The organism is uncultured Gimesia sp. (assembly GCF_937910335.1).
Taxonomy (GTDB): domain Bacteria; phylum Planctomycetota; class Planctomycetia; order Planctomycetales; family Planctomycetaceae; genus Gimesia.
Genome location: NZ_CALEMX010000304.1, coordinates 1 through 12,080, shown reverse-complemented (window position 1 = coordinate 12,080; position 12,080 = coordinate 1). Strand labels below are relative to the sequence as shown.

At 45.7% G+C, this 12,080-nt stretch carries 12 protein-coding genes; 6 read left to right on the top strand and 6 right to left on the bottom strand.

What is annotated here, in order from left to right:
• Nucleotides 1-383: 383 nt before the first annotated feature.
• The 3 genes from Q0668_RS12340 to Q0668_RS12330 all read right to left on the bottom strand — a co-directional run bounded on the left by Q0668_RS12340 (nucleotide 384) and on the right by Q0668_RS12330 (nucleotide 1,890).
• A complete protein-coding gene (locus Q0668_RS12340) occupies nucleotides 384-716 on the bottom strand; it encodes a YbjQ family protein (RefSeq protein WP_366918897.1) in 333 nt (110 codons plus the stop codon).
• A gap of 95 nt (nucleotides 717-811) precedes the next feature.
• The gene (locus Q0668_RS12335; RefSeq protein ID WP_298864957.1) at nucleotides 812-1,192 is read right to left on the bottom strand and encodes a hypothetical protein; all 381 of its coding nucleotides are present in this window, start codon (nucleotides 1,190-1,192) and stop codon (nucleotides 812-814) included.
• Nucleotides 1,193-1,299: 107 nt separating this feature from the next.
• Entirely contained in the window at nucleotides 1,300-1,890 is a 591-nt protein-coding gene (locus tag Q0668_RS12330) for a hypothetical protein (protein ID WP_298864954.1), read from the bottom strand.
• 128 nt (nucleotides 1,891-2,018) lie between these two features.
• Here Q0668_RS12330 and Q0668_RS12325 point away from each other — a divergent pair, with 128 nt between their 5' ends.
• The 4 genes from Q0668_RS12325 to Q0668_RS12310 all read left to right on the top strand — a co-directional run bounded on the left by Q0668_RS12325 (nucleotide 2,019) and on the right by Q0668_RS12310 (nucleotide 4,087).
• A complete protein-coding gene (locus tag Q0668_RS12325) occupies nucleotides 2,019-2,267 on the top strand; it encodes a hypothetical protein (RefSeq protein ID WP_298864951.1) in 249 nt (82 codons plus the stop codon).
• Between the two features lie 28 nt (nucleotides 2,268-2,295).
• Nucleotides 2,296-2,484, top strand: coding sequence for a hypothetical protein (locus Q0668_RS12320; RefSeq protein ID WP_298864948.1), 189 nt, complete (start codon nucleotides 2,296-2,298; stop codon nucleotides 2,482-2,484).
• Nucleotides 2,485-2,572: 88 nt separating this feature from the next.
• The gene (locus tag Q0668_RS12315) at nucleotides 2,573-3,001 is read left to right on the top strand and encodes a hypothetical protein (protein ID WP_298864945.1); all 429 of its coding nucleotides are present in this window, start codon (nucleotides 2,573-2,575) and stop codon (nucleotides 2,999-3,001) included.
• 222 nt (nucleotides 3,002-3,223) lie between these two features.
• Nucleotides 3,224-4,087, top strand: coding sequence for an FCD domain-containing protein (locus Q0668_RS12310; protein WP_298864942.1), 864 nt, complete (start codon nucleotides 3,224-3,226; stop codon nucleotides 4,085-4,087).
• A 25-nt stretch (nucleotides 4,088-4,112) separates the two neighbouring features.
• Here Q0668_RS12310 and queF read toward each other — a convergent pair whose 3' ends face one another.
• Both queF and Q0668_RS12300 read right to left on the bottom strand, forming a co-directional pair.
• Nucleotides 4,113-4,481: a preQ(1) synthase gene (gene queF / locus Q0668_RS12305; RefSeq protein ID WP_298864939.1), complete on the bottom strand. Its 369-nt coding sequence runs from the start codon at nucleotides 4,479-4,481 to the stop codon at nucleotides 4,113-4,115.
• Between the two features lie 131 nt (nucleotides 4,482-4,612).
• Nucleotides 4,613-6,058 (bottom strand): DUF5009 domain-containing protein, encoded by a 1,446-nt coding sequence (locus tag Q0668_RS12300; protein WP_298864936.1) that lies wholly within the window; start codon nucleotides 6,056-6,058, stop codon nucleotides 4,613-4,615.
• A gap of 158 nt (nucleotides 6,059-6,216) precedes the next feature.
• Here Q0668_RS12300 and galE point away from each other — a divergent pair, with 158 nt between their 5' ends.
• Both galE and Q0668_RS12290 read left to right on the top strand, forming a co-directional pair.
• Complete coding sequence (gene galE, locus Q0668_RS12295) at nucleotides 6,217-7,248, top strand: UDP-glucose 4-epimerase GalE (RefSeq protein ID WP_298864933.1); 1,032 nt, start codon at nucleotides 6,217-6,219, stop codon at nucleotides 7,246-7,248.
• Nucleotides 7,245-10,082, top strand: a complete 2,838-nt coding sequence (locus Q0668_RS12290) for a DEAD/DEAH box helicase family protein (protein ID WP_298864930.1) — start codon at nucleotides 7,245-7,247, stop codon at nucleotides 10,080-10,082. The genes galE and Q0668_RS12290 overlap by 4 nt, the downstream gene beginning before the upstream one ends.
• A gap of 67 nt (nucleotides 10,083-10,149) precedes the next feature.
• Here the strand turns inward: Q0668_RS12290 and Q0668_RS12285 are convergent, their stop codons facing one another.
• Nucleotides 10,150-12,009, bottom strand: coding sequence for an AAA family ATPase (locus Q0668_RS12285; RefSeq protein ID WP_298864927.1), 1,860 nt, complete (start codon nucleotides 12,007-12,009; stop codon nucleotides 10,150-10,152).
• Nucleotides 12,010-12,080: the final 71 nt, after the last annotated feature.

Below are 12,080 nucleotides of genomic sequence, written 5' to 3'. Positions count from 1 at the left end.
TATGGCGCAAATTACGTGCCAAAGCGAGGGAAGTCATCTGGGAAATGCGGGAGTAATGCTCCTAAAATTAATATTTGAGAAAAGTCAGTCTTTGAATATCTGGCTGCAGGAATAAGCAGAATCAACGACACTGGTAAACTCAGAAGCAAATACAAAATTAACCGAGAGTATTTTTTCATAATTATTATTTTGGTTTTTCGAAAACCGTGTCCAAAAACACTATGACCGATGGAGCAAAGGCTGTTTGAAACGTATTTTTTTCTACCACGAAAATCACGAAAGACACGAAAAGTTTTGTTGGTACCTCAGGACCCAAGGCGAATTTTATTTTGGCGTTCTCTTTTCATACAGGGTCGCTGACGCCTTTGTTTCCTTCGTACATATCACTCAGGCTCAATTACCACCGCTGTGCCATAACAGAGGACTTCGGTTGCTGATCCTTTGCTGACGACTTCTGAGGCATCATAACGCAATCCGACGATTGCATTTGCTCCCAGTTCGTGGGCATGTTCGAGCAATAAATCATACGCCTGCTGACGGGCCTGCTCGCACATTTCCGTGTAGGCACCGATACGGCCGCCGACTATATTCTTCAGCCCGCCGACAATTCCCTGGGCAATTGTCGGGGAACGCACGATGATTCCTCTGACCACTCCCTTGTACTCTTTGATCTTGTACCCCTCAATCGTAAACGTTGTCGTGACAGCCATGTTCATAGGGTTTCTTTCTGATTGATTATTTTTGAACAAAAAAGGTCAGGTACAGATTATTCGATTCATTAACCCTTAAACATCCATATGGTCCCGTTTCGCTATAGCTCTCGAATGTATTTTGTTACCTGAAACATATGTTCTTCATCATTTTCTTCGACGACGCTCCAATACTCAATCTCCGATTGATGAATGTGCCTGTCTTTGCATAACAAGCGAAGATGTGATCGCGCTTTTTCCGCAGAGATTTTATCAGGTAATTTGTTTTCAATCGATTGAATGATGAAACAACCCAGTACGCGTTTCTCCTGATCGGTCGTTTCGTTGGACTCGTACAATCTAATGTACTCAGGCAATAGAACTTCATCAGCTAGAATGTATTCCCAATCCTGTCCAAACAGCTCAAATTGAACCTCTTCTTTTCCCAGTTTTTGCAAGAGAGACCGACCTGTGGCTGCATCTGGAAATTCAAATTGATTCATATTAATTTGGTGACATTAAATAATCAGTCATGATTTCTAAACCACTTTTGAGTTTTCTCAGCCAAGCTACAGATTCTTATTATGTCTTATCGCACTGATCTTTTAATCTACTCAGCAGTGCCAGTAGGATTCTGAATGACTTGGATCAATGTTTTAGGATCGTTTTTGCTACTTGCAATCGCGATTGTTATGTCCCCCATTTCAGGATGATTCGTGATCAGAAAATGAGCAGAAGCAGTATTTTCGCGAATGTAATGCAGAATCGTCAACTTTTGTATTTTGCCATCGACTTTTTGTTTTTGAGACCAAGACGCCGGTATATGAACTTTAGTATCAGACAATTTCCGTCCCAGGATAGTCCAGTTTGGTGGTGTGAATCCACTCTTGCGGACGTAGAAAGCCAGCACTTCATGAAATGGTTTTTCTGTAAGATATTGCCCTGATTTTATTGTGATATGTACCGCCTCTGGCTGACCGGGTGATTTTACGGAATAGTTAGTCACACTTTTTTGCTTTGCCGTTGCATTAGGAAACACCCACTCTTTAAACAGTGGTTTCTCGTCGGCTGCCTGAACACTCTGGACTGTCGAAATGGAAACATAGAAAACAATTATCCATAAAACCCGCATGCTTGACTCCGTAATAAAAACGACTTGTGAAATGAAATAATAAGTGCATTGATTTGCGTTTTTTGACATTTCAGGAACACCAGATAAACACCCGCTATAACAAAACCGAACATAGTATACACTCACATCTTGATGACCACAACTTTTACTGTTTCTGACTATGCCTTTCTAGGAATTTCCAGATAGGCAAGGGCTGTTTGAAACGTTTCTTTTTTTCTACCACGAAAGACACGAAAGGCACGAAAAGTTCTGTTGATGTCATGTTTGCTTTTCATTTCGTTATGGAATCTTCATTATTATTTGATGGATTTTTCTGTCAGTTTCCTGCTCGCTGCGCTCGGCCCGAATTGCATTCGGGCTTACCCGTTCGATTTTTGAATGTAGTCGCGTGTGACGTTTATGCACTTCTGGATTTTCAGTTAGGGTTGGATGTTGCTATCGAGTAGAATCTCTGATTGTGCATTGGTTATGCCGATGTCGTTTTCGTTTTTTATTACCACGAAAATCACGAAAGGCACGAAAAGTTCTGTTGATGTCATGTTTGTTTTCATTTCGTTATGGAATTTTCATTATTATTTGATGGATTTTTCTATCAGTTTCCTGCTCGATGCGCTCGGCCTGAATTTTATTCGGGCTTACCCGCTGTTGTCGAATGCCGGATAGAAAATTGAATATTTTCACACCGGCGGGATGACACATGGGTCATCTGCTACGTTGAGTCGTTGCTATTTTCCTTATGGGATTGCTTTTCATGAGTATATTAATTTGGTTTTGTGTTTGTTGTTTTTTAACGGCGGCTCGCGGCGTGCCGCTCAGTTTTTTGCATATGGGGACAGTTGTTGTGTTGCTCAGATTTTTTATGAGTTTGACTGTGGAACATTTTGCTGAAGGGCGTGTGGGAGTCAAGTTCATTTTATTGCGCGACTGGTGGTTAATTGCTGTCAAACTGTGGTTAAACGTTGGTTTAAACATGTCGAAGTGTGACCAAAACGTGTCGATAAGTTACGAGACAATGGGAACCGGTGCGGAATTGACAGGTAAATATTTTCAAAACAAAGGGACTTTTATAGTAGTGAGATCTTCAGTGTTCGCTCAAAGCAGTACTCAAAAAACGCATCCCGCGCGCGACGCATTAAAACGCATAATCGCGAAGGGCGAGACGCTGTCAAGTTCAAAATAGACACTATGAAAACAGGTGTGTTTTTGGAAATTTAGACATTAATGAATCGATACTGAGAAATCGTTTTCTGGAACGTGGATCTGTCCCGGTTTTTGTGGAGACTTTTATTCAGTGATAGTCGTCCAGCCCCTTAGGGAGTTGGATATCAGCGCAGGCCATTGTTTACATTGTCGCCAATATCATATATTATGTCAAAATCAGAAAACTGACCGAGGGACATTGATGCAGATTTTGACACTGACGAGTTATATTAAAGCCGACCTGATTTCCCGGCTGTCGCGTGATGAACTCTCTCCGGAAAGTTTGACGTTGGCGGCGTTGTCGGATCATTACCGGGTGAGTGTCACGCCGATTTATAATGCGATCAATGAATTGATCAATGAGGGTTATCTTTATCGTGAGAAAAACCGGCGACTGTATGTGAATGAAGACAAAAAGGGTGAGGCATTAACGGCTGCACAATCGCCTCGCCCCGCGCCGCCTGAAGATCATTTCAAGTTGATTACTGAAGATCTGCTGGCGATGAGTTTGGAGGGGGAGTCGGTTTACCTGCGTGAAATGGCGTCCGCGAAGAAATATGGAATCAGTAGAACGAGTCTGCGGAATATTTTTAATCGGTTAACCGGTGATGGGGTGCTGGAACATGTGCCCCGTCGCGGATGGAAACTGCGTACATTCAATCAACACGATCTGGACGCTTTTATTGAAGTGCGCGTGGTGCTGGAACTGAAAGCACTCGAACTGGCGCAAGGCAGACTCGACAAAGAGGTTCTCCAGAAGATACTGTCAGGCAACCGGGTTCCTCAAACGGATGTAGAGCCGTTACAGATTGATAATAGCCTGCACGAATATCTGATTAAACAGTCGGATAACTATTACATCATCAGTTTCTTTGATCGGCATGGTCGCTATTTTGATTTATTATTTCTATGGGAATCGAATGACCGTGACGCCGCCATTCAGGAAATTCAGCAGCACCAGCGTATTCTCAATGCCTTGTTGAAGGAAGACTGGAAGGGGGCCCGCGAAGAATTGGAATTTCATTTGCGCAGTAATCATCCGGTACTGTCGCAATTAAAACAGTGAAGGCGCAGATCGAAAGAAACGTTGTTTAGTCTTCTTCTTTTTGATGCGTTGCGGTAACGCTGCTGCTGATACCGCCTCGGGGAGTGAAGTCGGCTCTTAGTTCGATCCAGCGGGGATCGGTGACAGCGATCAGGTCATCGAGAATACGATTGGTTACGTCTTCATAAAAGGCACCTACGTTGCGATAGCTCTGTAAATAGAGTTTCAACGATTTGAGTTCGAAGCATACTTTGTCGGGAATATAGGATATGACAAGCGTTCCGAAATCGGGTTGGCCTGTTTTGGGGCAGACTGATGTGAATTCGGGACAGACCGTTTCCATGACATAGTCGCGATTGGGATAAGGATTTTCGAATGTTTCCAGAAGGTGCCGGGGGGATTCGGTTTCGCTCATAATTTTCTATTTCTGTCTACGTAAAGGAGCTTCAGCTTTCGGGGAGCCTGACGCGGTGTGTTGTTCACCGTGTTTTATGGGCTTTATCTATCACGTGCAAGCACGACAACAGGCTTTTCATTGAAAACAATTCAAATCTTGACAAAGATTTTCTGGATGTACATCCAGAGACAAATTAGCCACAAGATAAAGAGTACTGTTGCGGAAAGTGCAATTGGCGTATAGGGGCAGGCAGATCCATACAGGGAATCAGTCAGCGTCCAGCCTGTTGCGACGTCAATGGTTTTCAGATGGATCTTGAGTGATTTCTGAACCCATGGTTTGATGAGTTGGGCCATACAATACATGGCGATGGAGTTCATGCCAACGACTACGAGTGGAAAGGCCCATTTTTTATAACCTTTGACATCAATGATCCAATAGAAGATCGCGAGGAACAAGAAGGCCCAGCCTGCGCTGAAAATTGCCCAGCCGGGAGACCATATGCGTTTTACTATTGGCACTAAATTCCATTCCCATTGGGCAATGTTAAAGGGCCAGATTGATGTATCGAGGAGCATGGAAATTACAAAACAGATCAAACCCGCCTTAAGTAACCATTTGACTTTATCAATTTCTTTTCGGGGTGAAATTAATAACTGTCCTGCCATCAAGCCGAACAGCATGGTGGCAATTGAGGGAATAAAATTCAGGGTCTGATAGCCTCCCGCATTCACCCAGAATTTCTGATCGCGGAACGGTTCTTCATAACGGGGAAGTTGATTGAGCCACTCGCGATCGATGGCAGCCGCGGCATTTGTATGTTTATTCCAGGCGCTTGCCATGCCGGTAAATTGTGACCATTCCGCCGCATCTTTTTTCTTAACTTCCTGCAAGTAGGCTTGTACGTCGGCCAATTCCTGTTCGGGTGGGACATACTGATAGAAGAAGAACCAGTAGCCTCCTAGAATCGTCATGACTCCAATTAACTGAGTTACAAACTTACGATTGACATAGAAGAAGACAAACAGATAACCCAGACCAATCTGACAAAGTACATTTGCAAATGTGAAATTCGTATGCGGGCCTGATCGGGAAGATAGAAAGACGCCCAGGACCACCAGCAGGACCGCCCGAAAGATGGCATGCATCCAGATTCGAAACCCTGAGTTTCCAACCTGTTTGCGTTTACGATAAGAGAAGGGCATTGAAACGCCGACCATGAACATGAACGAAGGTTGAATGAGATCCCAGAATGCGGTTCCCGTCCATTCCACATGGCTGAGTTGATACGAGAGGGTTTGCCACAGATATTTCCAGGAACTTTCCCAATCGGTACCGTTGTACTGATCCAGGATTTCGGGCGATTTTCTAACTACACTGGCGACCGCCAATCCTCCGGAGACCATCGCCAGCATCACCAAACCTCGATACGCGTCCAGCGAGACCAGTCGCTGGTTTGCTTTCGGCGGCTTTTGCTGTTTCTCTTTGTCGTCAGAGCCGATTTCGAAAGATGGCGTAATTACTCTATCAGGAATATCCTGCAAGGGAATCGTTTTTGATTTTTGCGAGTCGGAATCGGGAGTATTTTTTGACATCTGATTTACCGATGATTAAATAGAAGCTAATGTATCATGTGCGCCGAGTATCTTTAGTGGTACTGGCCTTAAAAAAGCCTGTATTTATGGTACCGTGTTTAGTATTCAAAAGAAATCACCAATCAAAATCTATTTATGCAATTTATTTGGGAAACCATATGACGATTCTTGTCACTGGCGGAGCAGGTTACATCGGCTCACACTGCGTCCAGCAGCTTATAAACGCGGGGGAGAAAGTTTGTGTAATCGATAATCTATCGCGGGGGCATCGCGAATCGGTCCCGCCTCAGGCTTCTTTTTTTCAGATTGATCTATTGGAAACGGATCGCTTGACAGAAATTATGAAGTCGCAGCGAATTGAAAAAGTCATTCACTTTGCAGCGCTGGCTTACGTTGGCGAATCGGTTGAAGACCCACTCCCTTATTATAACAATAATGCAGCGGGTACGATTTCCCTCTTACGGGCGATGCGGAACTCACGAGTCAGTCAGATTGTATTCAGTTCGTCCTGTGCGACCTATGGAATCCCCGAAAACATTCCTGTCACTGAAGAGAGTTCTCAGAGTCCCATTAACCCTTATGGCTGGTCAAAGTTATTTATCGAACAGATTTTAATTGATTGTGCTCACAGTTACCCGAACTTCGGTTTTATTGGCCTGCGTTATTTCAATGTTGCCGGTTGTGCGCATGATGGTTCGCTGGGTGAAGATCATTCACCTGAAACGCATCTGATTCCCAACTGCCTGAATACTGCACTTGGACAACAATCGGAGGTCACCATTCTGGGTAATGATTATCCGACTGAAGATGGAACCTGCATTCGCGACTACATTCATGTCGAAGATATCTGCGCGGCTCATCTGTTGGCATTGAATGCACTCACGCCCGATGCACGGTGTTTCTATAACATCGGACTTGGACACGGATATTCGGTTCTGGAAGTCGTTAAAACAACGGAGAAAGTCACCGGTTGTGAAATTCCGATTACGTATCAAACGCGTCGTCCCGGCGATCCTCCGGTGCTGGCCGCTTCCAACGAAAAAATCAGCAGGGAACTAGGCTGGTCTCCCCGATATACTACTCTGGAAACAATCATCCAAACTGCCTGGAACTGGTTTCAAAATCATCCAGATGGGTATCAGAGTCAAACCGGCCCGACTCGCGAAGACAAATCAAAGGGTCATTCGTGAGTGATCATTTTCCTGAAGTCCGATTTCGAGGACAACTTCGTCCTTCGCAGGCAGAAGCTATTTCTGTAGTTGAGCAGCAATTGGCCGCCGGTCAGAAACGGCTGCATATTGTCGCACCTCCCGGTTCCGGAAAAACGGTATTGGGGTTGTATCTGTGGGCGCATCATATTCAACGCCCCGCATTGGTGCTCTCACCCAACTCGGCAATTCAATCGCAGTGGGCAGCGCGTACGGACTTGTTTCAATCTTCGGTTTCCCCACAAAGTCTGGTGTCGACTGAAACAGAGAGCAGCGCATTGCTCACTTCACTAACTTATCAAGCGGTGACACTGCCTCGGCAAGGGGACGCGGATCTGGAATTGGAAGCGACCCGCTACTGGGTTGAACTACTGATTTATAAAGATCAGGCACAAGATCCGGTAGAAGCGATGACCTGGATCAATGACCTCAAAACTCATAATCCTGATTATTACGAAAAACGGATGCGTACCTACCGCAAAGCAGTTCGTGATGAGGCAATCCTGAACGGGAATGCTTTGGACATGCTGCATACATCATCCCGGCGGACTCTGGAATCATTCAGAAATTTGGGCATCGGCCTGATTATCCTCGATGAATGTCACCATCTGATGGGGCACTGGGGCAGGGTACTCGCTGATGCACATGATTTTCTCGAACAACCGGTAATCATCGGCCTGACTGCTACTCCACCAGACGAAAAAGGAAAACAGCAGGATGACATTGACCGCTATCATGAATTCTTCGGCCCCATTGATTATGAAGTTCCGATTCCGGCTGTCGTGAAAGATGGTTATCTAGCCCCTTATCAGGATCTGGCCTACTTTGTGCGTCCGACAACAGATGAGTTGACTTATATCGCTAACACCGACGATCAACTGCATCAGATCATCGAAACTCTTTGTGCCATTCGAGAACCTGAATCAGCGTTGCCGCTCGACACGGTACAGGAACCGGACGTCCTGCCTCCCGTTAAGAGAGCGGAGCCGATGCAGGAGTGGCTATTGAATGCCTTACAGTATTTGAAATTGCCTTCCGGTAAAGTGGAAGACTGGACGACTTTTGAACGACGTGACCCCTCACTCGCCGATGCCGCCCGTCTGTTTTTACAGGAGCGTGGCTATGATCTGCCGACTCATGTTCCACCTTTATCCATTGATCTCATCGAGGAAGACATACCCAAACTGACGTACTGGGGTCCCGTACTCGATCGTTACATCCGACATCGCCTGCGTCGTTCGCCCTCTAAGCAGGATCAACAATTGGCCGAACGGGTGATCAATCATCTGCGTCTGCTGGGTTTACAAATCACCGAAACGGGCTGTCAAAACTGTGCCTCGCCCGTCGGACGTGTCATTGCGTATTCCCGAAGTAAAGTCAAAGCCCTGCTCCCGATTATGCAGGTTGAGTTACAAAGTCTGGGAGAATCCATTCGTGCGGTTGTCATCGCTGACTTCGAGAAAACCTCAGCAACGTCGGCCGACATTGAGCATTTATTAGATGAAGAAGCTGGCGGTGCCATTTCTGCATTCAAGGAGCTGCTCAATCATCCGGAAACGGATCGCCTTAACCCCGTTTTGCTGACGGGATCCAGTGTACTTGTCGACAATGATATTGGTGATCTTTTACAAACCGCTGCTGAAAAGTGGCTTGAAGAACATCAGATTGATGTCAGGTTGAGTCGAGAACCTTTTGAAGGATTCTACATGCTCATCGGCAGTGGCAGCCAGTGGTCGCCTCGCGTTTATGTCGAGATGATTACAGACCTGTTTCAGACAGGTGTCACGCGTTGTCTGGTTGGGACAAGAGGTTTACTGGGAGAGGGTTGGGATGCCAATAAAATCAATGTATTGATTGATTTGACCATTGTCACGACATCGATGAGCGTGAATCAACTTAGGGGGCGTTCGTATCGTCTTGATCCTGAATCACCTGAAAAAGTTGCCAATAACTGGGACGTCGTTTGTATTGCCCCCGAATTCACAAAAGGGCTGGACGATTACGAACGTTTCATCAAGAAGCATAAGACACTGTTCGGTGTTACCGATGACGGGATGATTGAAAAAGGGGTCGGCCACGTTCATGCCGCGTTTACGGAAATGAAACCGGAAGGATTAGAGGGCTCAACACAACTCCTCAATAGCGACATGCTGTTACGCGCGACACAGCGTACTGAATCCCGTGGGCTTTGGAAAATTGGCGAACCCTATCAGGGACTACCATTAAAAACCATTGAGATTCTCTCTTCAGGTGGCAAAGGGGGAGGGTGGGGCTTCCGACCATTTAAGGAATTTCGTTCTCCCTGGTCATCCGATTCACTGACACAGGCGATTAGTCGCGTCGTTCTCGAATCACTTCAGGAGTCGGAATTGCTTTCTGCCCGCTCTCAACTCCAAATCGGAACCCGTTCGGGGAATTATATCCGCGTCTTTCTTGATCTGGCATCTGAAGAGGAATGCGATCTGTTTCTGGAAGCCGTGCATCAAGTGTTCGGGCCTTTACAAGGGGCACGTTACGTCATTCCGCGTCATGTGCATCAGATGAAAGACACCTGGATTTCAAAACTACTTCCAGATTTACTCGGAAGATACTTCCAAATAAGAAATCAAGAACTGGTGATGTTACATTCAATCCCCACGGCATTGGCACGCAACAAAGAGCTAGTCAATATCTTTGAAAAACGATGGAATCAACATGTCAGTCCCGGTGAAGCTCTGTTTGCTTATCGGGGAGAAGGTGCAGAGTTACTGGAACAGGCTCAGCATGCGGGGCTAGTTCCTCACAGTAAAATTCACATCAAAGAGACATTTCAGTAAAGATTCTGAAATAAATAACGGCAGGCCATATATGATGATATGACCTGCCGCGAAGTACTAACTCTTTTTAGACAGCAGTTGTGTTTCGTTCTTTCCGCTGTGCGAGTGATTTGTCAACCACTTGATCACCGGCGATTGTCGAAATCACACCAGGTTCCGAATTCTCAGACTGCTGTTGTTCATAACGGATCAAGACCCGCTGCTCTTCAAAGGTTAAAAAGAGGGTTGTCCCTTTTTCGAGCGAAAGCGAATTGATGGCATCGGCTATTACCGGTGTCACATAGCGTTCTATCGTACGTCGTAAAAAACGTGCCCCGAAATAGGGATCATAACCTTTTGCTGCCAGCCAGTCGAGAATTTTACGATCAGGCTCAATTTTCAACTGATTTCGTTTCAAGCCGATACGATCCTGCAACAGATTCAATTCACACGCTGCAATTGACCGAATGTCGTTCGCATTCAGTGAGTGAAAGTACACAATCTCATCGAATCGATTCAAAAACTCGAACCGAAAATACTCTACCAGTCGACGATGAACGGCCTGTTCCACTTCCTGCTTTGAGGAAAACCCTTCTGAGAAACCAATCATATTTCTACGATAGAGTTCTGCTCCCGCGTTAGTAGTGGCAATAATCACAGTCGAACGGCAGGAAATCGACTCTCCCATTCCATTAATAAAACAACCTTCATCGATCAACTGCATAAAACGATCCAGCACCAGAGGAGAACACTTTTCGAACTCATCCAGTAACAACACTGTAAACGACTGCCCCTGCAAACGCTGCGTCAACAAGCCTTGTCGTTTGGGTACAGTATATTCTTCCGGATTCCCGAATAATGTAAAAGCTGATCCGTCCGCCTGGTAGTCCGCCATATTCAACCGCACCATACTGTCAGACCGACCCAGTAAATACTGCGACAGTTTCTGAGCGACGTGTGTTTTACCGACACCTGTTGGCCCGGCAAACAGAAACGCCCCCAATGGACGCCGCACGTCACTCAAACCGGCCTTGATAATTCCGATCATTCGAACGACTGCTTCTACTGCCGAATCTTGCCCTAAAACCACCGAGGCAAATTGATCACGCACCTGTTGCAGATCTAAAGGCAGATCAGGATCAATCAGCGACAGAGGAACTTTATGAACCTGATGAAAGCGTGTAATGACATCAGTCTCGCTGACTGTTTTCTCATCACTGCGAACAACTTTCACCTGATTTAACAAATCCAGAACCTTTCGAGGCATCAATAACCGCGAGAGGAACCGATGCGTCAACAATAACGCTTCTTCCTGTGCTGATTCAGAAAACTGAATACCTTCTGAGTGAAACTGATTCTCTGACCAGCGGCTGACAATTTTTCGAGCCGTGGAGAGATCAGGTTCATGCACCTTTAACGCAACAAAATGACTCTCTAGTTCCGGGTAGTTTTCAAACATCGCTTCCACGCTGGCATGACTTCCTTCCGCCATTAAAGGGCGATTTGTCTGATAGGCAAACGACTGCAACAATGGCTGCAGATTGAAATCGTTCATGACTTCCAGATCACAGAAGAACGGAATGATATTTTCATCTGACGCCAATAACGCATTCAACAGTTCCTGAAAATCACCACGCAGCTGATTTTCTTTTTTCAGACAGGCGATTGCCCGTCGGAACGATAATTTCACAACACGTGCATTTTCAAAAGAGGCCGGACCTTCTCCCGCAACTGATAACGTGACCAGTTGATAAATCACTGAGGATTTACCAACTCCTGGACCACCATACAGAATTGGAAACCTTCCTGCATTCAAGACTTCTGCAACATCATTGACCAGTTCATCCAACAGAAATACGGGCGCTAATTTTCCGGTACGGGCTTCTTCTGTGAGATCGCGTTCCAACCATTGATTGAGAAGCGTTTGCAGACTTTTTGTCTTAGACATTTGAGTTCTCCTCATTCACGGTTTCCTGAAGGGGGGGCAAGCTCCCTGTCTCTGCACAGAAAACCAATTAC

What these genes read in the sequence shown, in the direction of transcription:
- Q0668_RS12340 (WP_366918897.1), bottom strand. Translation starts at nt 716, where the DNA reads ATGAACATGGCTGTCACGACAACGTTTACGATTGAGGGGTACAAGATC.
- Q0668_RS12335 (WP_298864957.1), bottom strand. Translation starts at nt 1,192, where the DNA reads ATGAATCAATTTGAATTTCCAGATGCAGCCACAGGTCGGTCTCTCTTG.
- Q0668_RS12330 (WP_298864954.1), bottom strand. Translation starts at nt 1,890, where the DNA reads ATGTCAAAAAACGCAAATCAATGCACTTATTATTTCATTTCACAAGTC.
- Q0668_RS12320 (WP_298864948.1), top strand. Translation starts at nt 2,296, where the DNA reads ATGTCGTTTTCGTTTTTTATTACCACGAAAATCACGAAAGGCACGAAA.
- Q0668_RS12315 (WP_298864945.1), top strand. Translation starts at nt 2,573, where the DNA reads ATGAGTATATTAATTTGGTTTTGTGTTTGTTGTTTTTTAACGGCGGCT.
- Q0668_RS12310 (WP_298864942.1), top strand. Translation starts at nt 3,224, where the DNA reads ATGCAGATTTTGACACTGACGAGTTATATTAAAGCCGACCTGATTTCC.
- queF (WP_298864939.1), bottom strand. Translation starts at nt 4,481, where the DNA reads ATGAGCGAAACCGAATCCCCCCGGCACCTTCTGGAAACATTCGAAAAT.
- Q0668_RS12300 (WP_298864936.1), bottom strand. Translation starts at nt 6,058, where the DNA reads ATGTCAAAAAATACTCCCGATTCCGACTCGCAAAAATCAAAAACGATT.
- galE (WP_298864933.1), top strand. Translation starts at nt 6,217, where the DNA reads ATGACGATTCTTGTCACTGGCGGAGCAGGTTACATCGGCTCACACTGC.
- Q0668_RS12285 (WP_298864927.1), bottom strand. Translation starts at nt 12,009, where the DNA reads ATGTCTAAGACAAAAAGTCTGCAAACGCTTCTCAATCAATGGTTGGAA.